This window comes from Burkholderia sp. YHN3-13 (assembly GCF_055810675.1).
On sequence record NZ_JBVVNQ010000004.1, the window covers coordinates 457696 to 481700 of the forward strand.

At 63.4% G+C, this 24005-nt stretch carries 24 protein-coding genes and 1 pseudogene; 14 read left to right on the top strand and 11 right to left on the bottom strand.

Annotation, left to right across the window (positions count from 1 at the left end; translation table 11 throughout):
• Nucleotides 1–27 precede the first annotated feature (27 nt).
• The 3 genes from AC0KUR_RS13570 to AC0KUR_RS13580 are packed head-to-tail and all read right to left on the bottom strand — an operon-like array spanning nt 28 to nt 3755.
• A complete protein-coding gene (locus AC0KUR_RS13570) occupies nt 28–1323 on the bottom strand; it encodes an MFS transporter (RefSeq protein WP_473376015.1) in 1296 nt (431 codons plus the stop codon).
• A 16-nt stretch (nt 1324–1339) separates the two neighbouring features.
• Entirely contained in the window at nt 1340–2512 is a 1173-nt protein-coding gene (locus AC0KUR_RS13575) for a porin (protein ID WP_049032063.1), read from the bottom strand.
• A gap of 55 nt (nt 2513–2567) precedes the next feature.
• Nucleotides 2568–3755, bottom strand: a complete 1188-nt coding sequence (locus AC0KUR_RS13580) for a M20 aminoacylase family protein (RefSeq protein ID WP_124609180.1) — start codon at nt 3753–3755, stop codon at nt 2568–2570.
• A gap of 119 nt (nt 3756–3874) precedes the next feature.
• Between AC0KUR_RS13580 and AC0KUR_RS13585 the strand changes: the two genes are divergently transcribed.
• Nucleotides 3875–4792, top strand: a complete 918-nt coding sequence (locus tag AC0KUR_RS13585; RefSeq protein WP_034189695.1) for a LysR family transcriptional regulator — start codon at nt 3875–3877, stop codon at nt 4790–4792.
• A gap of 33 nt (nt 4793–4825) precedes the next feature.
• On the opposite strand, the gene AC0KUR_RS13590 is transcribed toward AC0KUR_RS13585, so the two are convergent.
• The 4 genes from AC0KUR_RS13590 to AC0KUR_RS13605 all read right to left on the bottom strand — a co-directional run bounded on the left by AC0KUR_RS13590 (nt 4826) and on the right by AC0KUR_RS13605 (nt 9285).
• Nucleotides 4826–5950: a J domain-containing protein gene (locus AC0KUR_RS13590; protein ID WP_124609179.1), complete on the bottom strand. Its 1125-nt coding sequence runs from the start codon at nt 5948–5950 to the stop codon at nt 4826–4828.
• Between the two features lie 108 nt (nt 5951–6058).
• Nucleotides 6059–6382, bottom strand: coding sequence for a DUF4148 domain-containing protein (locus tag AC0KUR_RS13595; protein ID WP_034189693.1), 324 nt, complete (start codon nt 6380–6382; stop codon nt 6059–6061).
• A 153-nt stretch (nt 6383–6535) separates the two neighbouring features.
• Nucleotides 6536–8920 (bottom strand): DNA polymerase II, encoded by a 2385-nt coding sequence (locus AC0KUR_RS13600; RefSeq protein ID WP_473376016.1) that lies wholly within the window; start codon nt 8918–8920, stop codon nt 6536–6538.
• A 149-nt stretch (nt 8921–9069) separates the two neighbouring features.
• Entirely contained in the window at nt 9070–9285 is a 216-nt protein-coding gene (locus AC0KUR_RS13605; protein WP_049035401.1) for a hypothetical protein, read from the bottom strand.
• A 454-nt stretch (nt 9286–9739) separates the two neighbouring features.
• Here AC0KUR_RS13605 and AC0KUR_RS13610 point away from each other — a divergent pair, with 454 nt between their 5' ends.
• Both AC0KUR_RS13610 and AC0KUR_RS13615 read left to right on the top strand, forming a co-directional pair.
• Nucleotides 9740–10024, top strand: a complete 285-nt coding sequence (locus tag AC0KUR_RS13610; RefSeq protein WP_034189690.1) for a hypothetical protein — start codon at nt 9740–9742, stop codon at nt 10022–10024.
• Nucleotides 10025–10259: 235 nt separating this feature from the next.
• On the top strand, nt 10260–10463 hold the full coding sequence (locus AC0KUR_RS13615; RefSeq protein ID WP_034189689.1) for a cold-shock protein: 204 nt from the start codon (nt 10260–10262) through the stop codon (nt 10461–10463).
• A gap of 202 nt (nt 10464–10665) precedes the next feature.
• On the opposite strand, the gene AC0KUR_RS13620 is transcribed toward AC0KUR_RS13615, so the two are convergent.
• Nucleotides 10666–10878 carry a hypothetical protein gene (locus AC0KUR_RS13620; protein WP_034189688.1) on the bottom strand — a complete coding sequence of 71 codons (213 nt, stop codon included), beginning with the start codon at nt 10876–10878 and terminating at the stop codon, nt 10666–10668.
• A 248-nt stretch (nt 10879–11126) separates the two neighbouring features.
• On the opposite strand from AC0KUR_RS13620, the gene AC0KUR_RS13625 reads away from it, so the two are divergent.
• The 7 genes from AC0KUR_RS13625 (at nt 11127) to AC0KUR_RS13655 (ending at nt 18822) form a co-directional block, all read left to right on the top strand.
• Entirely contained in the window at nt 11127–11411 is a 285-nt protein-coding gene (locus AC0KUR_RS13625; protein WP_034189783.1) for a hypothetical protein, read from the top strand.
• A gap of 47 nt (nt 11412–11458) precedes the next feature.
• The gene (locus tag AC0KUR_RS13630; protein WP_034189782.1) at nt 11459–11668 is read left to right on the top strand and encodes a hypothetical protein; all 210 of its coding nucleotides are present in this window, start codon (nt 11459–11461) and stop codon (nt 11666–11668) included.
• Nucleotides 11669–11715: 47 nt separating this feature from the next.
• A complete protein-coding gene (gene rpsU / locus AC0KUR_RS13635; RefSeq protein ID WP_034189687.1) occupies nt 11716–11928 on the top strand; it encodes a 30S ribosomal protein S21 in 213 nt (70 codons plus the stop codon).
• A gap of 9 nt (nt 11929–11937) precedes the next feature.
• Nucleotides 11938–12144: a hypothetical protein gene (locus tag AC0KUR_RS13640; RefSeq protein WP_034189686.1), complete on the top strand. Its 207-nt coding sequence runs from the start codon at nt 11938–11940 to the stop codon at nt 12142–12144.
• Between the two features lie 498 nt (nt 12145–12642).
• Nucleotides 12643–15489, top strand: coding sequence for a type VI secretion system Vgr family protein (locus AC0KUR_RS13645; protein ID WP_069705924.1), 2847 nt, complete (start codon nt 12643–12645; stop codon nt 15487–15489).
• Nucleotides 15490–15492: 3 nt separating this feature from the next.
• Nucleotides 15493–17508 (top strand): phospholipase D-like domain-containing protein, encoded by a 2016-nt coding sequence (locus AC0KUR_RS13650; RefSeq protein WP_034189684.1) that lies wholly within the window; start codon nt 15493–15495, stop codon nt 17506–17508.
• Nucleotides 17509–17511: 3 nt separating this feature from the next.
• Complete coding sequence (locus AC0KUR_RS13655; RefSeq protein ID WP_343726434.1) at nt 17512–18822, top strand: SEL1-like repeat protein; 1311 nt, start codon at nt 17512–17514, stop codon at nt 18820–18822.
• An 84-nt stretch (nt 18823–18906) separates the two neighbouring features.
• Here the strand turns inward: AC0KUR_RS13655 and AC0KUR_RS13660 are convergent, their stop codons facing one another.
• The gene (locus tag AC0KUR_RS13660; protein WP_176730061.1) at nt 18907–19206 is read right to left on the bottom strand and encodes a hypothetical protein; all 300 of its coding nucleotides are present in this window, start codon (nt 19204–19206) and stop codon (nt 18907–18909) included.
• Here AC0KUR_RS13660 and AC0KUR_RS13665 point away from each other — a divergent pair.
• Nucleotides 19150–19269: pseudogene (locus tag AC0KUR_RS13665) on the top strand (DUF6396 domain-containing protein); the annotation flags it as partial. The gene AC0KUR_RS13660 and the pseudogene AC0KUR_RS13665 sit on opposite strands and share 57 nt — an antisense overlap.
• A gap of 152 nt (nt 19270–19421) precedes the next feature.
• Here the strand turns inward: AC0KUR_RS13665 and AC0KUR_RS13670 are convergent.
• Nucleotides 19422–20402, bottom strand: a complete 981-nt coding sequence (locus AC0KUR_RS13670; protein WP_059556356.1) for a LysR family transcriptional regulator — start codon at nt 20400–20402, stop codon at nt 19422–19424.
• Between the two features lie 102 nt (nt 20403–20504).
• On the opposite strand from AC0KUR_RS13670, the gene AC0KUR_RS13675 reads away from it, so the two are divergent.
• Nucleotides 20505–20879, top strand: a complete 375-nt coding sequence (locus AC0KUR_RS13675) for a nuclear transport factor 2 family protein (protein ID WP_473376017.1) — start codon at nt 20505–20507, stop codon at nt 20877–20879.
• Between the two features lie 165 nt (nt 20880–21044).
• Here AC0KUR_RS13675 and kdgT read toward each other — a convergent pair whose 3' ends face one another.
• Entirely contained in the window at nt 21045–22064 is a 1020-nt protein-coding gene (kdgT, locus tag AC0KUR_RS13680; protein WP_034189680.1) for a 2-keto-3-deoxygluconate transporter, read from the bottom strand.
• A gap of 280 nt (nt 22065–22344) precedes the next feature.
• Here kdgT and kduI point away from each other — a divergent pair, with 280 nt between their 5' ends.
• On the top strand, nt 22345–23181 hold the full coding sequence (gene kduI / locus AC0KUR_RS13685) for a 5-dehydro-4-deoxy-D-glucuronate isomerase (protein WP_034189679.1): 837 nt from the start codon (nt 22345–22347) through the stop codon (nt 23179–23181).
• A 4-nt stretch (nt 23182–23185) separates the two neighbouring features.
• Nucleotides 23186–23992, top strand: coding sequence for a 2-dehydro-3-deoxy-D-gluconate 5-dehydrogenase KduD (kduD, locus tag AC0KUR_RS13690; protein ID WP_124609174.1), 807 nt, complete (start codon nt 23186–23188; stop codon nt 23990–23992).
• Nucleotides 23993–24005 lie beyond the last annotated feature (13 nt).

The following is a 24005-nucleotide window of genomic DNA, read 5'->3' on the forward strand; positions in this document are numbered from 1 at the left end:
TGCGTCGCGGCGCCTACGCCGAACCGCTTACCCGCGTGTGCCGTCGCCACCGGTTTCCTCCGTGAACAACGCGAGGCCGGCAAGACTGGCTGCGCAGCAGGCCATCACATACCAGGCAGGCGCATAGAAGCTGCCGGTCGCACGCCACATCATGCCGACGATCAGTTGCGCAAAGCCGCCGAAGATCGTGACGCCGAGCGCATAGATCATCCCGAGCGACGTCGCGCGCACTTCGGGGCGCAGTGCCTCGAGGATCATCACGAAACAGGCCGGACTCGACAGCGTCATCAGGCCGATCAGAAGGGCGACGACGACGATGGCGGTCGTCACCGACGGCCACGCGTGCATCGCGTAAAAGGCCGGTAGGACGAGCAGGGCCGACACGACGCAGACGCTGCGCACCAGCGGCTTGCGGCGGCGGAGCCGGTCCGCGAGCCGTCCCGCGAACGGCGAGCCGGCCAGCAGCACGACGCCGGCCGTGCAGCCCGACAGCAGCGATACCGATGCCGGCATACCCGTCGTCAACGTCAGGAACGACGGCAGGAAGAACACGATCGTGTACATCGTCGACGTGCCGCCGATCACGAGCAACGTGCCAGCCGCGATCAACCGCCATGGAATGCGCACGCGCTCGCGCATGACACCGGATGTCGCGTGCGGCAGCGTGTCATCGAGGTGACGCCGCAGGTAGAATCCAACCGGCCCGATCAGCAGGCCGAGCATGAACGGCACACGCCAGCCCCACGCATGCAGCGCGACGGGCGACAGCGTGCGTGACAGCGTCAGCGCGACGAGTGCGCCGACGAGTGCCGCTCCGCCCTGGCTCGCCATCTGCCAGCTCACGAGTTCGCCGCGCCGGCGGGTGCCGCCCGATTCCATCAGCAACGTCGTCGCCGCGCCCACTTCGCCGCCGGCCGAGAAACCCTGCAGCAGACGCCCGACGACGATCAGCAACGGCGCCGCGATGCCGATCTGCGCGTAGGTCGGCGCGAAACCGATCAGCCCGGTGCCGAGCGCCATCAACGCGACGGTCAGCACGAGCGCCGGCTTGCGCCCGACGCGATCCGCATACGCGCCGATCGCGACACTGCCGAGCGGCCGCGCGACGAAGCCGACGCCGAACGTCGCGAGCGACAGCATCAACGCGCCCGTGTCGCTCGAGGCGGGAAAGAACAGCTTGCCGATCAGTGCCGCGAAAAAACTGTAGACGGTGAAATCGAAAAATTCGAGCCCGTTGCCGAGTGCGGCCGCGACGATCGTGCGGCGCATCGGGCGCTGTCCGGCATCCGCCGGGAGGGCGGCCGTGCGATTCAGTGTGTTCATCGAAGAGCGGCCCTGGTCAGAAGTTGTGATACATGCCGAGCGACATCGTGACCGGCGTCGTCCCGGTGCGCGGCGCGGTGCTGCCGGGCTCGGTCGGCAACGGATTCCCGTTCAGCAGGACGGTCGAGATCCCGTAGTTGCGGATGAAACCGGCGCGGGCATAGAGGCCGGTGCGCTTCGACAGCAGGTAGTCGTAGCCGAGCATCACGCCGAGCGCCGAGTCCTTCGCCGGCCGGCCGGTTGCGTCGCGCACGCCCGACGTGTCGCGGTAGACGACCGACGCGCGGATCGCATTGACCCCGAACGGCACGATCGTGCCGACCGTGTAGACGCGCGCGATACCGTCGCCGGCCAGCTTCGGCGCGTACTGGTTGAAGGACGCGGACAGCACGAGCCGCCCGGTGTCGTGGACGACGCCGAATCCGTACAGGTCGTTGCGCACGGTGCTCGCGCCATTGACGCCCCAGGCCTGGTTGTAGCTCGCCGCCAGATAGGTGGTGCCGTTGTACCACTGCAGCAGCACCCCTTGTGCGGAGGCGGCCGGTGCGCGTCCGGCCACGTTGCTCGGGGCGAGCATCAGCATCAGCGACGTGGTGCCGGCGACGATCGGCGTGCGGTATGTGATCGCGTTGTCGATGCGCGCCGGCAACTGTGTCGCGCCCGGGCCGAGGTCCGAGTTGTAGCCGACGCCACGGCTCGTTTGCACCGCCGCCGCACCGAGCCACGTATAGACCGAGTTCGTGCCCACCGTGCCGAACACGTCGATGAACAGCGGCAGTGCCGTTCCGATCTGCTTGCCGAAACGCAGCCGGCCGTAGCTGTCCGACGACAGGCCGACCCAGGATTGCCGGTTGTAGGTCGATTGCGGGTCCTGCTGCGCACCGCTGTTGGCGAGAAATCCGCTCTCGAGATTGAACTCGGCGCGCCAGCCGCCGCCGAGGTTCTCGCGGCCGAACAGGCCGAACTTCGACGTCCACTCACCGCCGCTCTGCGTCTGCCACAACGAGCGGCCGCCGACCGTCTGGTAATTGATCCCCATGTCCACCGAGCCGTACAGTGCGACGCCTTCCGCCATGCGGCCGTTGTACTCGGGGACGGCGGCGAGCAGCGTGTCCTGGTACGGCACGGCACGCGCGTGGCCTGCGCCGAGTGCAAGGCAGGCGGCGCTCAGTGCAATTCGTTTTTTCATTTGGATTCCTTATCGTGATGGCAGCGGATACGTCGCCTTTCCCCGCACGCGCTCGTCAGATGACCTTCAGGTAGCGCTCGGCGACCCCGGCGAGATAGGCCGCGCCCCAACTCAGCGCGGTGTCGTTGAAGTCGTAACCGGGGTTGTGCACCGAACAGCCGCCTTGCGAATCGACGCCGTTGCCGAGCAGCACGTAGCAACCCGGCACGCATTCGGTCATCCACGAGAAATCCTCGCTGCCCATCACGCCGTCGGGCAGGAGCGTGAGCGCGCCGTCGCCGGCCAGCGCCGCGATGGTCTCCACCGCGAGATCCGACGCGGCAGGGTTGTTGTCGACGACGCGCGAGATCGACTGGTAGTCGACCTGCGCGGTCATGCCGTACGCTTGCGCATGCGTGTCGACGATCCGGTGGATTCGCGCCTCGATTTCATTGCGCGTGGCCGCGTCGAGTGCGCGCACCGACAACTGCAGCGTTGCGCTTTGCGGAATCACGTTCGGCGCGGTGCCTGCGTGAAACGTGCCGACGGTCACGACCGCCGGCTTCGCCGGGTCGATGTTGCGGGAGACGATCGACTGCAGCGCGGTGACGATGTATGCGCCCGCGACGATCGGATCGCTCGCGAGCTGCGGCATCGCCCCGTGGCCGCCATTGCCGGTCAGCGTGATCGTCACCGAATCGGACGACGCCATCATCGGGCCGTAGCGCAGCGCGAAATGACCGACCGGCACGCCCGGCGCGTTGTGCAGCGCATACACTCGCTCGCACGGGAATCGCTCGAACAGACCGTCGTCGATCATCCGCTTCGCGCCGCCGAGCCCTTCCTCGGCCGGCTGGAAGATCAGGTTCAGCGTGCCGTCGAAACGCCCCTGGCGGGCGAGATAGTGCGCCGCGGCGAGCAGGATCGCCGTATGGCCGTCGTGCCCGCACGCGTGCATCGTGCGCTCGACGGTGCTCGCATACGGCAGCCCTGTCGCCTCCTGGATCGGCAGCGCGTCCATGTCGGCGCGCAGGCCGAGCGTGCGCGCCGATGCGCCGCGCCGCAACCGGCCGACGACGCCGGTCCCGCCGACACCGGTCGTCACGTCATAGCCCCATTCGGCCAGCCGTTCGGCGACGAGCCGCGCGGTGCGGGTTTCGGCGAAGCCGAGTTCGGGATGGGCGTGGATGTCGCGCCGGATCGCGATGAATCGGGACTCGGACTCGCGAATGGCCGCGAGCACGTGAGCAAGGTCCTGCGTCATTGATGAGCTCCATGAGATCGGCCGCCTCGCGACCGTCACGGCCAAGCATAGGGAGACCCACCCGCTCAAAAAACTCACCAATTTTGATATAAATAACTTCCGGTGATACATTCCACATCATGAAAACCCATCAATTGCGCGCACTCGTCGCCGTGGCGACGGCCGGCAGCATCAAGGGCGCCGCAGCCGCGCTGCACGTGACCCAGCCGGCGGTCAGCAAGGCGATCCAGGAGATGGAGAACGAGTTCGGCGTGCCGCTGCTCGAGCGCATGCCGTGGGGCGTCGTGCCGACGCCGGAAGGCGACGCGCTGCTCGGGCGTGCGCAGGCGGTGGTCCGCGAGCTCGAACGGGCGCGCGAGGACATGGCGCACATGAAGGGCTTGCGCGACGGCCGGCTCGTGATCGGCTTCACGCCGATCGTCGCGGTGACGGGCTTCGCGGATGCGTATGCGACGTTTCGCCGTCACTGGCCGCACGTCGAGTGCGAACTGCGCGAGCTGACGTTTACCCAGCTCGCCGAGCAGTTGCGCAACCGGACACTCGACCTCGCGTTTGCGGCCGTCACGGGCCCGCTCGCCGAATCGGCCGACGTGAAGGCGATTCGCGCCTTCGACACCGTGTTCGTCACGCGCGAGAACGGACGTTTTGCCGGCGCGACGTCGCTCGATGCGCTGCGCGAAGCGGAGTGGATCCACGCCGACGCGAGCGAGAGCTTTCCCGCGTACATCCGCGATCTGCACGAGCGGGCGGGGCTGCCGCCGCCACACTGCGTCACCCGCTGTACGTCGTATGCGCTGTTCTACAGCCTGCTCTTGACCACCGACGCCGTCTTTTCGTGGACCCGGCACTCGCTCGCCGAGACCGTTTTCGGCCAGAAGCTGACGCCGTTGCCGCTGCCGATGTCACCGCCGCCGCTTCAACTGTACCGGCTCACGCCACCGGGGCTGCAGCTGACACGGCCCGCCTCCGACTTCCTCGCGTATGTCGAAACCGCATTCGCATCGCAGCCGGTCGTCGGGAAGGTTCCGTCGCGTTGATGCTCGGCAACGGCGGGTTGCTCGGCGACGCGCCTAGAAAGAATCGTCGTCGAAGCGCGACGAAGCCGGCCGGCGCTTCATGTCCTTCAGCCAGTCGCGGACGTTTTCCGGATCGTCGAACTCGCGCAGCGTCACGGTCAGGTCGTGGTTGCTGCGCTGCATCGCGGCGATGTCGCGCGTGAGCGTGCGCATCACGGTATCGGGCGCCAGCTTGACCGATGGCGCGATCCCGTAAGTTCGCCGGAAGTCGTTCTCGACGTGCCGGATCTCCTGATCCAGCTCGCGAATCTGCTCCTCCAGGATGCCGTTGTAGCGGGTCAGCCGGTCTTCGCTCAGGCCGTCGATCGCGCGCCGGTCGATCTGTTCGATCTCCAGCTGCAGTTCCAGCAATTGCAGCAGGTTGCCTTTTGCATACGCGTGGTTGACCCGCTGCATCAGCACGGTCTTGCGTGCCTGCTCCTGCGGATCGGTTTCGCGATCGGGGTGCAGCGCGCTCGCGAGCTTGCGATAGACCTCGCGGATCGACTTGCTCGATTCGGCCTGCTCGGCTTCGCGCCTCGCCGCCGCGGCCGATTGCCGGGGTGCTTTCCTGCGTTTGGCGCGCTGTGCCTCGCGGGCCTCGTGGGCGGCCATGTCGCGCTCGAACTGTTCGTCCAGCTCGGCTTGCATGCGCTCGGCGAGTTCGTCGGGCGACAGCATGTCGAGATCGTCCGCCGGCGCCACGTCGGGAGTCGGCTCCGCATGCTGCTTCGCCGGTGCGCGATCGGCCGCCGGGCGGTCGTCGTCCGATTTGGCGTGCCGGTTGTAGATGATTTTCAACTGCGCGTCGTCGCTGAAGTCGAGCAGGTTGCGCGCCATGTCGGCGATCAGCGCGGACAGCGTGCGCTGCTCGGCCTTGCTCAAGCCCTTCTGCAGGAACGCGTCGTCGAGCAGATTGAGCAAGCGGATCCGCAATGTGGTCGACGCCTGTTCGAGCGGCAGCAGCCCGTCGACGAATTTCTTCTGGAACGCCGGCATCACGGCGTCCCACGCGCCGAGCCGCTCGCGCCGCTGCTCGATCTGCTTGACGAGCGTATTGAACGTTTTCTGGGCTTTCGACAGGCTGGCTGCTTCGTGGCCGGGTGCGATGACGACCGCGGCACCGCGACGTGCGGTCATGATGAAGGTTCTCCGGCCGCGGCGGGAGGCGCGGCAGGCCGGTATTTTAGCCGGACGCGCGGCGAGCGGCCCGGCGGCGTTCTGTCCCGACGCAACCGGCCGCGCGCGTTACGGCTTCACGGTCGCCACCGCCGGCGTGCCCGCTTCCGTAGCCGGTGCGCCGTTCGATCCGTAGGCCGCCTCGGCGTGCTCGCGTTCGGCGAGGCGCTTGGCGGCCAGGCGTTCCTGCGCGGCGACGATGTCGCCCGGATAGTTGTCACCGTCGGCGGCAATCGGCACGTAGCCGACCGATTCGAGGTCGAACAGCTCCTGGCGGACCTGGGCGCGCGTGAGCGTCGAGTGAGACGACTGCGCGTACGACACGGCCGGCGCGGCGAGCAGAGCGGTGGCGGTAGCGGCGACGGCGGCGATGGTGACGATGACGGATTTCACGGTTTCCTCAGACGGTTTCGTTACGGTCCTGCACGCATTCGCTTGGCTGAACCGACGATGCAAGTTTAGGAACCCGCACCGCCCGGATAAATGGAGAATCCGTTCCAGCAGTGTTTCAGAACGAGTAAGAATGAGCCGCGCGGCGCCGGCGCGTCAGTCGCCGAACAATTGCCCCTGCCCCGAGATCACGCGCTCGAAATCGTCCCGCAGGAACGGCAGGATCGCGTCGGCGACGGGCTGGAGCTGGCGGCTCAGGTAGAACGCATAGTCGATCGGCGAGCGCATCGTTTCGAGCGGCTCGGGGCCGGCCGTCGTCATCACGTAGCTGATCCAGCCGCCGCGCTGATACTGCAGCGGCCGGCCCTGCGCGTGGTTGAACTCGTCGGCGATCCGCGCGGCGCGCACGTGCGGCGGCACGTTGCGTTCGTATTCGCGCAGCGGCCGGCGCACGCGCTTGCGGTAGACGAGCTGGTCGTCGAATTCGCCGGCCAGCGTGCGCCGCACGTAGTCGCGGATGAAATCCTGGTACGGCTCGCGCCGGAACACGCGCCGGTACAGCTCGCGCTGGAACTGCTGCGCGAGCGGCGTCCAGTCGGTGCGTACCGTCTCGAGCCCCTTGAAGACGAGGTCCTCGCCGCCGCCGGCCGCGGCCGCGAGGCCCGCGTAGCGCTTCTTGCTGCCTTCTTCCGCGCCGCGCACGGTCGGCATCAGGAAGCGGCGGTAGTGCTGCTCGTACTGCAGTTCCAGCGCGCTGTCGAGCCCGAAGCGGTCGCGCAGGTGCGCCTGCCACCAGCGGTTCACGTGCCCGACGAGCGCGCGGCCCTTCGCGCCGGCCTCGTCGTCGTCGTGCGCGCGGCCGAGCCACACGAACGTCGAATCGGTATCGCCGTAGATCACTTCGTAACCCTGCGCCTCGATCAGCTCGCGCGTGCGGTGCATGATCTCGTGGCCGCGCATCGTGATCGACGACGCGAGGCGCGGGTCGAAGAAGCGGCAACCCGTCGAGCCGAGCACGCCGTAGAACGAATTCATGATGATCTTCAGTGCCTGCGACAGCGGCGCGTTGCGCTGCCGCTTCGCATCGTCGCGGCCTTCCCATACGCGGCGCACGACATCGGGCAGGCAATGCGCGGTGCGCGAGAAACGCGCGCCGAGAAAGCCGGGCACCGAGGCGTCGTCGCCGGGGTTCGCGAGTCCTTCGATCAGGCCGACCGGATCGATCAGGAACGTGCGGATGATCGACGGATAAAGGCTCTTGTAATCGAACACGAGCACCGAGTCGTACAGCCCGGGGCGCGAATCCATCACGAAGCCGCCGGGGCTGTTCTGTCCCGTCACGTCGCCGAGGTTCGGCGCGACGTAGCCGAGCCGGTGCATGCGCGGCAGGTACAGGTGCGTGAACGCCGCGACCGAGCCGCCGGTGCGATCGGCCGCGAGGCCCGTGACGCTCGCGCGTTCGAGCGCGAAGGACAGCAGGTCGGCCTTGTCGAAAATACGCGTGACGAGCTCGCAGTCCTTCAGGTTGTAGCGTGCGAGCGCCGGCTTGTCGTGATCGAAGCGGCGCTGGATTTCGTCCATCCGCTGGTACGGGTTGTCGATCGACTTGCCTTCGCCGAGCAGCGCTTGCGACACGTACTCGAGGCTGAACGACGGAAAGGTCCACGTCGCGGATTTCAGCATGTCGATGCCGTCGAGGATCAGCCGGCCGGCCGCGCCCGCGAAGAAGTGGTCGGGCTGCTGGCCGTGCGCCCGCCAGTCGAGCACGCTGCCGCCGCGCCCGAGCTTCAGCGGGATGCCGTATTGCTCCGCATGCGCATGCAGGATGCGCAAGTCGAACTGCACGAGGTTCCAGCCGATCACCGCATCGGGATCGTGCGCGTCGAACCATTCGTTGAGCCGCGCGAGCAGCGCGGGCCGGGTATCGCAGTAGTCGAGGTCGAAATCGAGGGGGCCGGCATCGCCGCTTGCATCGCCGTTGGGCGGGCCGAGCATGTAGACCTGGCGTTGCCCGCAGCCTTCGAGCGCGATCGAATACAGTTCGCCGTGGACGCTGGTTTCGATGTCGAGCGACACGCAGCGCAGCGTCGGGCGGTAGCCGTCGGCGGGCTTCAGTTCGCCGACGGTCAGCGTGCCGTCGCGACCGGGCTGGCCGCGAAACTGCACGGACGCCGTGATGAAGCGCTCCATCGCGTAGCGGTCGGGCGGCTGCACGTCGGCCTCGTAGACGTCGACGCCGGCGGCGGCCAGGCGCTTCTGGAGCGCGGACAGATGACGGTAGCGCTTGCAATAGAGGCCGACGACCGGGCGCTGCCGGAAGTCGCGCAACGCGAGCGGACGCAATTCGGCTTCGCGCTCGCCGGCCAGCGCGCGTTCGGCGAGTGCCTGCTGTTCGGCCGGAATGAACGCGACGGCTTCCTGCGGGCGCAAGCGCACGCGGCGCGGACCGTGTTCGGTTGCCAGCCAGAACTCGATCTCGATGCCGGATGCGGTGTCCCGCCAGTGGCGGGTGAGGATGAAACCCTGCTCGAACGCCGTCAAAACGCTTGCTCGTCGTGAATGCCCAGGCCGCGGATTTTAGCGCCTGGCCCGGGTTCACGCTCGCGCCGGCCGCGCGCGAAGCCGGCAGCGCTCGAACGGTTCGCGTTCCGCGGCGGCGGGTTGCCTGCCCGGTTGCGGATCGTCCGTGCTCAACCGAACTGCGCGCTCAGCCATCCTTTGGCCCATTGGGTCGCGTAGGCGACTGCATCATCGCGCGCATCGAAGCCGGCGAGATCGCCGCTGGCGTGCACTTCCCGTTCATCTCCGTCCAGGAGAATCGTGGTGATCCGCGCATGCGCGATGTATTCGCCGTCCGCCCTGCGCGGTGTCGGGTCGATCCGGAAACGTGTCGTGTCGAAGCGCATGGGCGCCTCCCTGTCGGGTTACCGCGAGTGGGCTGGCGCGGGAGGGTGAAGAATGGACCGGCAAACCGGATGCCGCCCGCAGGGAGAGGAGAAAGCCCGCTGCTCCGGAACTGCTTCGGAGCCACGCTCAAGCGACGGGACAGGAAGGGGGCATCACGGCCGCTCGACGGCGCCGGGGCGATCGGTCGCAGTGAGGGGCCCGATCGAATTCAAGGAGGGACGCGGCGCAACGCGCCGGAATCGGCCGCCGGTCATCCGTCGCCTCGATCGTACGCCGTTCAATCCGTTTGTATAGCGAAATTTCGAGCGGATTTCCGCAGCCGCGACGGGCCTTCGCGCCGCGGCGACGGCATGCACGGCAGCGGTAGCGCGTATAGTGGAGCAAGCGCTGTTCAGTGGTTCGCGTCGACACGAGCGAGATCGGCAACGTACCTCCGGAAGAAACGGCGTGCCCATGAAAATCGATCGCAGTGCCATTCCCTGTTATCTCGTCCTGCGTGCCGGCTGGGCGCCGTACGTATTGAATGAAGATCGCCGGGTGCTTCGCCGCGAGGCGAGCCCGCTGTTGCGGGCGTTTGCACGGTCGCGCGGCCGGTTCGCGCATGTCGACGGCGTCGCATGGAACATCTTCTCCGACACCGAGGGTCTGTCGGCGATCGAGCGTCGCGAGACCGCGTTCTTCGCGTTGATCAACGGCACCGAAACCGAACATCAGTTGCGCTTGCTGGCGTCCCTCTGAGCGTGTCGTCGGGACGGTGCGAACGACGGCCGCGCGTTCCGCCCCTCGACCGAAAGCGCTTGACACACCTGTTGACGAGGCGTACTGTCGGCCGCGTAAGTATTCAAGAAGCGCGATTGCTGCTCATCATCGACCGCAGCCTGCGGTATTCGTTGTCCTCTCCCTCCTTGATTATTTTTTTGTGTCCGCGTCTTTTCGGATGCGTGCGCTCGTCCATACTTTCAGGAGATCTAACATGGATAACGGTACCGTCAAGTGGTTCAACGACAGCAAGGGTTTCGGCTTCATCACGCCCGACAGCGGCGGCGACGATCTGTTCGCCCACTTCTCCGAGATTCGCGGTGAGGGCTTCAAGACGCTCGCCGAGGGCCAGAAGGTCAGCTACGAGACGAAGACGGGCCCCAAGGGCCTGCAGGCAGCGAACATCACCCCGCTGTAATTCATTGCCCGGGTGCGTCAGCATCGTTCATGAGGCGGCGCGTCGTCGCCGCTTCACGGGTGACGCACCGCCGTCGAACTCGCGCGCATGCCGATCCCGGGCATGCATCGCCGTGCGCGTGTTCGGCCGCGCGCGCGATTTGACGCGTCACGCTCATCGGATCGCGCAAGCGGTGCGGCAGGAGAACCCGCATGACCCGAAGTCAGTCCCGCAGCAACAAGCCGCCGCCGCGCGCCAAGCCGGCCATCATGCTGCCCAGGCTCGGCACCGCATTGAACTGGGTGCCGCCCAAACCCGCCGCACTCACGAAATCGCGCCCGAAGAAGCGCTTGCCGGCGCCGTAATCGCGATCCGGATCGGATGGCGCGGCGAGTGTCGGCTTCGTGGCCGGACACCGTGTGCCGTCCGGCTGCACCCGCGCGCCTGGTCGCGCGCAACCCGGAATTAGTTGGGCGTCCGACAAACGATGCGCGTATGATGGGTTCATTCGAGCCGGCATCCGCCCACCGGCCGCTCGCCCCTCCTAATACCCGCTTGCTGCATCGCCCCGCCTCCGCGCTGCAACGTTGTCCCATTCACCCTACCTGCCCGCCCCGCAACGGGGATGCAGGCCGGATGTGTTCGCCCATGCGATGCGCCGTGGCCGAACGCCAGGAGTTCGTCATGAGCATGCATATCTACCGTGGATTCGAGATTTATCCACTGATTTACCCTCACGTGCCGGCGCCCAATGGCAGCCCGCACAACTACGATGCCGGTTTCGACGCGGCGGTCAAGATTTGCCTTCGCGGCACCGACGATACGCTGACCCGCAGCCAGACTTTCATGGTGCGTGAGCGTCGCCCGTTCGACAACGCCGGCGACGCGCGTCGCGCATCGCTGCGCTTCGCCGAGAGCATCATCGACAGCAATCGCGACAAACAGGATTTCTTCGCCGCCTCGCTTTGATGCGACGCGGTCAGGCAATGCAATGCGTGATGAATTCGGAGAGCGAAATGATTGTCGATGAACTGCTTGGATTGATCGGACGACGCGAGGTGACGTGGACGGGCACGGCCGTGCCTGCCGGAGTCGCCGATTCGGCGCTGTGCCATCAGCAGGAACTGCAGATGTTCGCGGCGGTACGCGCACTGTCGATCGGAGCCGGATATTCGGAATTCGAGTCGGACGGGATCGCGAGTGCCGTCATGACACGGCTTGGCTAGTTTTGCGTTCCCCCTTTCCCTTTTCCTTTCCCTGAAACAGGACCCTGATGACAACCATTACGCTGAAGGTCAACGAACCGATCGATGTCGCGCTGCGACGATTCCGCCGCGGCATCGAGAAAACCGGGCTGATCCGGGAGCTGCGCAGTCGCACCGGCTATGAAAAGCCGACGACCGAACGCAAGCGGAAAAAGGCCAGCGCCGTGGCCAGGCAGCGCCTGCGTGCGAAGCGCATGCTGCCGCCGCGCAAAATGTACTAGGAGAACATCGTGTACAACATGCCGGCCGAGGCACCCCCGTTCTTCCCGTTGACGAAATGTGAAGTCGATCTCGATCGGCAGAAGGACATGGTGACACTGCTGCCGAGCTTCTATGCGTTCGGATGCGAGTACACCAGCCGCGGTTTTCTGATCGGGCGGGACGATGCGTTCAAGCTGATCGCCGCGCTCGAGAAGGCGCTTAGCGTTCAGGGGTGAGGTGGGTGTTGATTCGCTGTGGGCACCAGTAACGAATAGATGGACGATGCATATCCCGACCCCGGTACGTCGATCTGCGCCATTAGGGCGTACGGGGCAGGGATCGCCACTCGGGCGTTATGTGGCCTGATGAGCGACGGCAGGCAGGTGTTGTCGTGCAAGGGCCGGAGCCCTTCGGGCTGGAATATCTGGCGACTTGCAGTTTTTCGGCGACGTGCGATGCAGTACGCGTGGCATCGGCGGGCCGCAACAGTCAGCGACACATGATGACTGTGCGTTGCTTCTGCGTGATGTATTCGTCTGTGGCGAATTCGATCGCGGCGTAATCTGGTCTTGCGGTCAATGCGTTTCGCCGTTGGATTTATATTACCAAATGCATTCACATGCATGACTGAATGATTACGGTTTTCAATTGTTTGAATTCCACCCGATTGACGTCACAGAATCGTCATTCGTAGAATCACAGATCAAGAACAACATAATTCTGAGAGAGGCGCTATGGATGCGCACAGCATGATCGGGGCAATCACGGGAGGGCTGGCCCAGCAGGAACGGCTTCTCAAGCTCGATACACCGCTTGGCAGCAACGTTTTGATCCCGCACCGGGTGTTCGGACAGTCCCGCATCGGTCGAGATTACCTGTTCATGATCGACTGCGTGTCGACATCGAACGATGTTCAGCTCAAGACACTGATTTCGCAGCCGATCACGCTGTGGGTCCAGCAGACCGACAAAACCTATCTTCCTCACCACGGCTATGTGCATACCGCGAGAAAACTCGGTGTGGACGGCGGCCTCGCTTGCTACCAGCTCAGTTTTTCATCGTGGCTGCATTTCCTGAAATTTCGCCGCGACCAGCGTCACTGGCAAGACAAAAGCGTCGACGCGATCATTACCGAGGTATTCAATGATCATCCGCAGGCGCGCGGAATGTATCGCTTTGAATTATCGCAACCGCTACCCTCACGCTCCTACTGCCGCCAGGATGAAACCGACTGGAATTTCGTGCACCGGCTCCTCGAATCCGAGGGCTTGTACGGTATCTGGAAGCAGGCTCAGGATGGAAAGTCGCATACACTGGTGATTACCGATCGTCTTCAGGCGCTCGAGCCGCTTGCGCCTCCGACAGTCGATTTTTCCCGCGCGAGCGTTCATGGTGAAGTGAACGCCCTTACGCAGTGGGCCGGAACCCGGACACTGCAGTCCGTCCTGTTGTCGACGCGAACGTTCGACTACAAGAGTCCGGCCACGCCGGCCAATCCGAAGGCGACTTCGATTCCCACGATGGCCAATCAGGGCGATCTCCCGTCGCAGGCCGAGGTGTATGAATACACGGGCGGCTATACGTACCCCGAACAGGAGCGTGGCGACCATCTCAGCAAGATCCGCATGGAGGAATGGGAGTCGCAGGCCAAACGCTATGACGGCGTCGGCGGGGTGCGCCGCATCGATGCGGGACGGCGGTTCACGCTGACCGGACATCCCGAGCATGATCAGGACGCGGCCGACCATCGAGAGTTCGCGGTGATCGACGTCGAGTGGATCATCGTCAACAACATTCCGCTTTCCGGGCACGAAGCGAATTACCCGCATAGTCTCTATCAGGCAGTGAAGCAGGCCGATGCGGACGACACCGAGAAGCTGTTCACCGTGTCGCATGTCGACGGCTCGGCGGGCTTCTATCGCGTTGCGATCGAAGCGCAACGCACGTCGGTCCCGTATCACAGCCCCCTCGAACACAAAAAGCCCGAAGCAAAGCTCGAATCGGCCATCGTTGCCGGTCCGAAGGGGGCGCAGGCGTATACCGACGACCTGAACCGGATCAAGGTGCTGTTCATCTGGGATCGGCACAACGAAGGCGACGAGCGGGCGTCGTGCTGGGTGCGCGTCGCGCAATCCGATACCGGCGACGGTTATGGCGGCGTTCATATGCCACGCGCGGGCGAAGAACTGCTGATTGGCCATATCGGGAACGACATCGATCGTCCGATTGCACTACATCGGGTATACAACGGGGGCGTAAAGCCACGATGGCATTCGAATGCCCTGTTGTCGGGTTACCGGTCCCAGGAGTTCTCGGGGAGCGGTTACAACCAGATGGTGATGGACGATTCGACGGGCCAGAACCGCGTGCACCTGTACAGCAGCAGTTCGAACGCGGCGTTGCACCTGGGCTACCTGATCGACCAGACCGACAACACGCGCGGCAGCTATCTGGGCAAGGGCTTCGATCTGAGTTCGGAGGCCTATGGCGCGCTACGGGCAGGGCGAGGGCTGTTCGTGACGACACACCCGGTCGCCGGCCAGCCGCTTGATACCACCTTGGCGACGCGTCAATTGAACGGTTCGGTGAATATGCTCGACGGCCTGTCGCAAGCGAGCGAGACGTCGACGGCGGAAAGCCTGAAGGACGGCCACGACACCTTCAAGGCATTCGCCGATGCGACGCAGCACCACGAATCAGGGGCGACGGGCGGAGGGGGGGTGACAGCGGGTGGAGGGACGGGCGATGCCGGCGCGTTCAAGCTGCCCGTGATCCTGGTTGCGGCACCTGCCGGCATCGGCCTGTCGACGCAGAAGTCGACGCACGTAGCAGCCGATGAGCATGTCAATATCGTTAGCGGGCAAAGCACGCACGTTGCCACCGGCAAGTCACTCGTTGCCAGCATTACGGAGAAACTGAGCCTGTTCGTGCAGAATGCCGGGATGAAGCTGTTTGCGGCAAAAGGGAAAATCGAGGTCCAGACTCACGCGGACAACGTCGAGGTGACAGCGCAGAAGTCACTATTGCTGGCATCTGTTACCGAGAAGGTCCACGCATCGGCACAGCAGGAAATCCTGCTGACGTCCGGCGGTGCGTACATCCGTCTCAAAGGCGGCGATATCGAGATTCATGCGCCGGGCAAGATCGACGTGAAGGGTGCGCAGCATGCGTTCAGTGGTCCGACGAGCATGGACGTGACCAATCCGGCGTTCAAGGACTTGCCGACGCGTCGGTTGATGCTGAATACGATGGCTTCGCCGTCTGCCACCGGTGTCGTTCCGGTCGGCATGCCTTACAAGCTCTATGCGGACGGGGCGCTGGTCAAACAGGGCGTATTCGACAAGACGGGGCAGTTGCCGATCGATCACCAGGTCACCACGCAGAAGTACACGCTGGAGATGGCGAACGGGGTGAGGCATGAGATTCCGGTGCCGGGCGAGTATCGCGATGCGGCGAACGGGAAACTCGCCAATCAGGGGTTTCAGTTCCTCGAGAGTTCGCCCGAGGACGAAGTTGCTCCCGATCGGGCTGTCCACCGACAACAGTACAACGATCTGCTGAATCCTTCTTCGGACGCATAGCTCATGGCAACGCCGAACAATACCTTCACCACGCCGCTGGCGCTGAATCATACGTCGAACGCGACGGCGACGCTGCCATGGTTTCTGCAATTTACTGAATACGCCGCGAAGCAGGCAACATTCAGGCCCTTGGTAAACGGCGAAGAAGCGTTCGGGACGCTCTACGATGTACTCATGGGAGCTCAGCATACCATCGACATCATTTGCTGGGGGTTTCAGCCGTCCATGTATTTCAGGCGCAAAGGTAACTCGCTTCGGATCGGAGAATTGCTTGAGCAGAAGGGGCAGAAGGGCGTCAAAATCCGATTGCTGTGTTGGCGGGACCCGTTGTATCTCACCGAATTGGGCGAGAACAACATGCCGGGCTACGACGCAGTGACCGGGTTAAAGCAACATATATCCGACGATATCTATCGTCGGAGCTCGATGTTGTCCCGTGACTATCAAACTGACGAAGAAAGAAAATTCGACGCGGAATGGTATTGGCGCGCTGACTTGAATAACGTAACAAGCACTTCGCTGTTATCACCCCTGTCGCCTCTGTCGCCGCTGGCGAAGCTGGCCTACGAAAAAGCGCGTGCACGGTACTACAAAGAGCATGCGCTGAAGAATATCGACTTCGCCACTCGTGGCTTCAGTCCCTCCAATCGGGCGGAGATTGCATGGCGTACTTTCTGGCATGGTAAAGACAAGGATCGCGACCTCCAAACCAAGGCGATGAACAGTGTTGGCATGGGTGCCGGAATTCCGACACACCACCAAAAGATGGTGCTTGTCGATTATGAGAACCCGGAGAATGCCGTCGGTTTTGTGATGGGGCACAACATGCTCGATCAGTACTGGGATACGGACGCTCACAGTTACAAGCCAGAGACACCTTCGACCGGGCGTAATGGTCCGAGCCCGTGGCAGGACATCTCCAGCTATGTGACCGGTCCGGTGTTGCAGCATCTGAATGCGAACTTCTGTCAGGCATGGGATGACGCTACCGGCCAAGGCCTAGGCAAGGCACGGGAGGGTCTTAAGGACCGCCTCAAGGTCCGATACGTTCCGGGCGGTGATACGCCGATGATGGCTCAGATCGTGCGTACACAGTCCCAGAAGGGGCGGCGCGATATCGAGAAGCTTTATTTGCAAGCGGTGAACAACGCAACGCAACACATCTTTATCCAGAATCAATATTTTCGATGGCCGCCGCTTGCGAATGCAATCAAAGCGGTCGCTGCCAAGCACGTCAGTTGGGGGCGCAACGTCACCGAGCATGGCCCGCTGTATCTGTTTGCCATCACGAATTCCGGTGACGAGGCAGTCGGAACCGGGACCGTCAATACTTACCGGATGCTGAACGCGTTGGGAAAGGCGCAGAGCATTCCGGGTGTCGCGACGTTGGAGCAAGAGGATGCTCGCCAGACTGCTCTGAAGGATCAGATGGCAGCGGTTGCGGATCAGCAGTCGCAGGCAAACCAAGCGTTGCTTGGGGCTCTTGAAGTGCAAGGCATTGTCGACTCGCCTGACTCGGCAAAGCGGGTTGCCGATGCGAAGGCGAGAATCGAGCAGTTGAAACAGCAGCGAGAATCGATAGCATCGAACATGAAGAGCGTGCCCCAGCCGGTCTTGAACAAGGAATACGATGGCCTCAAGGTTCATGTCTGTACGCTCGTGGCTCCGGATTCTCCGCCAGGCAACTGGGTGCCCGTCTACGTTCATGCAAAATTGATGACGATCGATGACGTGTTCATGACGCTCGGGTCGGCGAACATCAACACACGTAGCATGGAGGCAGATAGCGAACTCAACATCTGTCATGAGAATGGTGACGTGACCAAGAGGTTACGGCAGCAGCTGTGGAGTCTGCATACAAATAAGGTGGGGGCGCAGGACGATTCTGGGCAAGCTTTCAATAAGTGGGAGATTATCCTCAACAACAATGCCGACCTTCAAGGTGGAGGCAAGCAATCACCCATCGCTTCGATCGTTCGTTTCATGCGCACGTCAAACGAACGCACCTACAAAGACTGAAAAATGAGAAAGTCGCTTGTAATTTATGCAATCGTGTTGCTGGGCTGTGCATGCACCCATAAGGAAGACTCTGTGGAATCAAATTTACCCGATATGTCGGCTGTGCGGGCCAATCTCGCATTCACTTGCGTGCACGAGAGTGAGCACCTTCCGCCGCTGGATCCGCGGGCAGATCAATTGTTTCAGTATGGTCGGTATTTGCAGAAGCTTGATGGTCCTAAGGATTTCAATGAAATCGTCCGATACTATCGAGTCGCTTCGGCGTATGGTCACTACAAAGCCAACACCAATGCACAGAAGCTGATTTCTCAAGGGCTAGCCAACTCCCCCGATGGAGCAAAGGAAACCATTGAGCTAGCAAAAAAGCTAATCGAAGATGGAGTTCCTGGTGGTTATTATGATATCGGGCACTATCTCGAAATTGGATACGGCTTGAAGCAAGACACCGAGATGGCTTTACGGTATTTCAGGAAGGCTGCCGACATGGGAAGTCCTGAGGCGCAAACATATGTTGCAGAGCAACTGGCGCCACATGATCGAGCTCCCAAGGTTGCGCTTCAAATGAGACAATGTGCTGCCGATCAAGGATACGGAGACGCTGCCAATTATTTGGGGATCAATTTAAAAAACGATTCAAAATATTCGGATGCTGTTTCATTTTTTCAACAAGGTGTAAAGGCAGGGAATGCCCAGGCTGCGTTGGCTCTCGAAGATGGATTCAATGGTCCAGAGACATCAAATCGTCTTTCGTACCTGGCGCTCGCGCATGATCCAGAGCGCTCGCGTCGTTATCGTTTGATCGGAAAATTTCTTGATAGTAACGAGAGCCGCAATCCCAAGGTTCCCGACCTCGACAAGATTGTTCCGTTGCCTCCAGCGAAGCTCCCGGCGTGGGATGGGACATTCCAGTGGCAAAAGGAGCAAGATGCAGCCGCGCCGCCGCCGAAGCCTTCGGATGATTTCATCAACGAGATGGCGAAAGCCAAGCATCTCGATCCTGCGACGGGGTTGCCAGTTCAGGGAGCGGTAGACAAGACGTCACAGACCGAGCAACCGGAAAGCGTCGCGTCCCGCCTGCCGTTGGGCACGATCGCTCACACCGGTCAATCCTGCCCGGAGGACGGCGTTTGGTGCGCGAAACTCGCGACCGGCCAGATTGGTGATACGCAGCGCCGGTTTCTCAAGGGCGATGCGTTGCCGTCTGTCGTTGTGCATGAGCCGAGAAAGCTGGCAGTGCTCGACAGTATGATGGGTACACGCCAGCACGTCGAACAAGTGGCATGGGAACTCATTGCGTATCTTGATCAGACTTGATCGACTTATTCAGCAACTCCGCGTGGCCAATCTCTCGCTCGAATTCGGCCACGAAGTGGGCTCCATTAGTCATGCGTAGAGCTTCTATAGTTCTGCTTCGTGCCTGCTGGCGACTTGATCGAAGAGCGAAAACGCTCTCAGTCCGTTGCCTGATGTAAGTGAAGTACGGCCGAATCTCGCCTTCAGCATGATGAAGATGCGGCGCGTCGGTATATTCAAAACGCTGCGGATCTGGGGAATGCCGACACGCAGTATTACGTGGCAAACTTGCTCGACCCGCTGACGCCGCGCGGGATATTGCTCGTCAAATGTTTCAATGCGCGGCGGACGCCGCCGCAGAAGCCCTCGGACGAACGCATCGGCAAGATAGCGAAAACCAAGCATCTCGATCCCGCGACGGGATTGCCACCCATTGGGTGTGGTTCCACGTGTTCTACACTACCGTGAGCCGCGACACTGTCGAAGCGCCTCGGGGAATGCCTTCGCTGTAGAGGCCGAACGCGGGTGCGGACGGAACCCCTGACACTGGCTGCCCACATCGCCACCCCAAGGCATACCATACTGTCGCGGCCGGCACCCTCGGCATGAACGCCGGAAAACTATGCGCGATGCAGCGTTTCGAGCACGGCCGATGACGGCCGCTCGCCAGCGCCATGGCCCTTCGACTGCAGCCCGGGCATCATGCCGACGACAAAGTCGATGAACGCTCGTACCTTGGCCGGAACGTGACTCCGGCTGGGGTAATAGACATAAAGCGGGAACGTCTCGTCGCTCCAGTCCGTCAGGATCGGCTCCAGCGTGCCGGCACGCAGGTGCGCGTCGATTCCGAGGTCGATCAGCTGGGCGATCCCGAAGCCTGCAACGCACGCGCCGATTTTGGTTCCCGCATCCGTGACGGTCAGATTCCCGTTGACAGCCACTTTCACTTTCTCGTTGTCGCGCCAGAATTCCCAGTCGAAGGGCCGACCGGTAGCCGGATCGATGGCCAGGATGCATTCATGGCCGTCATCGACCAGATCCTGCGGCGACCTTGGCCGGCCGCGTTGCGCCAGGTAGGACGGCGCGGCCACCGTCAGGACCCGCGGGCTGTACAGCCTGCGACAGACCAACGTGGAAACGGACGGCGGCCCGAATCGTATCGCGAGATCGAAACCGTCGCTTACCAGATCCGACAGGTCGTTCCGGGTTTCCAGCTTCACATGAAGCGCCGGGTAATCCTTCATGAACTGGGCCAGCTCCGGCGCCAGCACAAGTCGAGCGAACGCCGCGTCGCACGCCACACGGAGCGTTCCGTTGACGACCGAGGTCTGGCCGGCGGCTTCGGCGGTCGCCTCTTCGATTCCCTGGAGCAACGGCCGCACTTTCGACAACAGCGCGTGGCCAGCGTCCGTCACTTCGACGTGCCGGCTGGTGCGATGCACGAGCTTCGCGTGCAGGCGGTCTTCCAGTCGCTGAATGGCGCGACTGACCGCCGGCTGAGTCCTGCCCAGACGGGATGCCGCACGGCCAAAGCTCCCGGATTCGGCGATGGCCGCAAGCACGAGCAAGCCGCCGACAAGTCCTCCGTCGAGGTCTTCCATGATCCATGAGTTCCTGTAATGGCAGCGATAAACGGGCCGCCGTAGCCGAGGCGAGGACGATCGCTCACTATACGAGCCGTTCACTCTCGAGGAAAGCCAGTCATGACCCAGACCCAAGCCGTCGTCGCGTTGATCGAGGATTACTTCAATCTGGCTTACGAGCCGAGGAGCCGTGACTTCAACAAGGTCTTTCACCCGAGCTGCCTGATTCAGTGGCTGGACGAAGGCCGGCTGCGCACGCTGTCGTCGTCGGAGTACGAGGCGCTCGTCAACGGGAGACCGAGCCCCCGGTCAACCGGCGCACCCCGAGACGAGGCGATCCTCTCCATGGCGTACGTCTCGGACGGCCTTTCGACGGCGACGGTGCGGGTGCGGATCGGAAGCCGGCTGTTCAACGATCACTTCGTCATGCACAAGGTGGACGGCAGTTGGCTGATCGCCACCAAGGCGTCCGCCATCGTGCATACGTTCGACTGAAGCGTGGCGTAGCGCCGCGCGGCTGACGCGCGTCCGGGTCCGGAGCGCGCGCCGACACCAACGAAAAAAACCCCGGGAAACGCGTCGATTTCCCGGGAGTTTCATGTCGTCGAACATGGATCGACCCGCAGCCGGAACCTGAAAGACGGGCTCGAACCTTCCCTCTCAAACATGCCCTTCATGTTCGATCGGCGCGCCATGCCCGGCCCGCGCCGCAACGATGATCGGCATGCCTGACATCCTGGCCGCCCGCTTCGCCCACATCGCCGTCAGGATCGGCACGAGAATCGCCGTCACGAGGCAAGCCGTCGCGACGATCGCCGTCGCGGCCGGCACCATCGGCTTGAACTTCGGAATCATCTCGCCGATGATCGCCGGGTTCGCCACGGCGGCGCCCGCCGTCGACGACGCGGCGAGCCCGGCTGTCCCGTTGCCGCCACCCACGAACTTGTCCGCGAGAATCAGCGGCACGCCCGTCACGACGATCACCGCGAGCCCGAGCGCGATGCCCGGCAGCCCGCTCTTCGCGATCACGTTGAGATCGATGCCGTTGCCGAGCGCAAAGCCGAAGAACGGGATCAGCGGATGCACGCAGCGCCCGAACAGCTCGCGCAGGTCTTCATCGAGGTTGCCGAGCGTGAAGCCGATCAGGAACGGCAGCACCGCGCCGACGAAGAGCCGCGTCTCGAATACCGCGACGCCCGCCGCGCCGAGGATCAGCATGCTGACGAGCGGCCCCGATTCGATCGACATCAGCACGAACGCACCGGCTTCTTCCTTGCTGCCGTACTGCTGCATCACGGCCGCATAGAGGCCGCCGTTGGTCATGTCCATCGACGTCGTGATCGCGAGCAGCGACAGGCCCGCGAAGAGGCCCGTGCGGATGCCGTCGTCGGGGATGAACCGTGCGGCGATCAGGGTCGCCAGCCACGCGACCACGATCTTGGTCGCGAGCAGCGTGCCCGATTTGCGCAGCACGACGCCCGTCGCGCGCAGGTTGATCGTCGCGCCCATGCAGAAGAACCAGACGGCGAGGATCGGCACCGTGCCCGCGATCAGGCCGTTGGTGAACGAGCCGAAGTACTTCCCGGCGTTCGGCGCGAACGTGTGCACGCACGCGCCGAGCAGCATCGGGACCAGCATGAGCCCGCCCGGTATGCGGTCGATGGCCTGTTTCAGCTTCACGTCTCCTCCGTGGACGTCGATGCGTCCCGTTGTCGAATGATGTCTGCTGACTGACTATAGGACATGATTCGGAACGTCGGTCCGTTTTTATTGTTTGGAACGGTAATCGTATACCCGTATCACTATAAATGGCTGATAAAAAAGGGAATTGCGCTATCGTTGTACGGCGGGCTATTTTCGGATCGACGTTCCGAATTTGCGGAATCTGTGCTTCAATTCATCGTATGACCACCGCCGGCACGCGCGTCGGCGGCGTCTTCTTCCCCAACGGAGAGCCGGCATGGAAGTGCGACAGGGCATACACGGCGAACACGCGAAGACGCTCGATACGGCCGGCCTGCGCCGGCATTTCCTGGTGGAGAACGTGTTCGCTCCGGACGCGTTGTCGCTCACCTACAGCCACATCGACCGGATCATCGTCGGCGGCGCGTGGCCGGCCACGCGGCCGGTCGAGGTGCCCGCATCGCTCGGCGCGGCGATGGGCGTGAGCCATCTGCTGGCGCGTCGCGAACTGGGGGCGATCAACATCGGCGGCCCCGGCTGGGTCGAGGTCGACGGGCAGCGCCATGCGGTCGGCACCGAGGAGGCGATCTACATCGGGCAAGGCGGGCAGGGCGTCGTGTTCGGCAGCGACGATCGCACGCGTCCCGCGAAGTTCTACCTGAACTGCGCGCCCGCGCACACGGCCTGGCCGACACGCACGATCACGCTCGCGCAGGCGTCGCCCGAAACGCTCGGCGATGCGGCCACGAGCAACCGCCGCACGATCTACAAATTCATCGTGCCCGACGTGCTGCCCACCTGCCAGCTGTCGATGGGGATGACGAAACTCGAGCCCGGCAGCCTGTGGAACACGATGCCGTGCCATACGCACGAGCGCCGGATGGAGGTGTATTTCTACTTCAACCTCGCCGACGATGCGGCCGTGTTCCACCTGCTCGGCGAGCCGCGGGAAACGCGTCACGTCGTCGTGCACAACGAGCAGGCGGTGATCTCGCCGAGCTGGTCGATCCATTCGGGCGTCGGCACGAAGGCGTACACGTTCATCTGGGGCATGGTGGGCGAGAACCAGGTGTTCAAGGACATGGATCACATCGCCGTTGCGGACCTGCGCTGACACCATGAAACGCGATACGCCCGATCTTCCCGCCGTCGACGCGCGCCCCGCGCGCGCCGGCCTGTTCGACCTGACCGGCAAGGTTGCGATCGTCACCGGCTGCAATACGGGGCTCGGCGCCGCGATGGCCGTCGCGCTCGCGTCGGCCGGGTGCGACATCGTCGGCGCGAACCGTTCGGCCCCGGCCGAGACCTCGGCGCGCGTCGAGGCGGCCGGCCGGCGTTTCGCCGACGTGCGCGCCGACCTGTCGACGCTTGAACCGGTCGAGCGGATCGTTGGCGGCGCGGTCGATGCGTTCGGTCGCGTCGACATCCTCGTCAACAACGCGGGCATGATCCGCCGCTGCGATGCGCTCGAATTCACCGAAGCCGACTGGGACGCCGTGATCGACGTGAACCTGAAGAGCGTGTTCTTCCTGTCGCAGGCCGTCGCGCGACAGATGGTGAGGCAGCGGCGCGGCGGCAAGATCGTGAACGTCGCGTCGATGCTGTCGTTCCAGGGCGGCATCCGCGTACCGTCGTACACCGCGTCGAAAAGCGGCGTGCTGGGGCTCACGCGCCTGCTCGCGAACGAATGGGCCGCGCGCGGGATCAACGTGAACGCGATCGCGCCCGGCTACATGGAGACCGACAACACCGCGCAACTGCGCGAGGACAGCCGGCGCAGCGACGAAATCCTCGGACGCATCCCGGCCGGCCGCTGGGGCGTGCCCGACGACCTCGCGGGCGCGGCCGTGTTTCTTGCGTCGCCTGCGTCGGACTACGTGCACGGCCACACGCTCGCCGTCGACGGCGGGTGGCTCGCGCGCTGATCGCGCTTCGCGG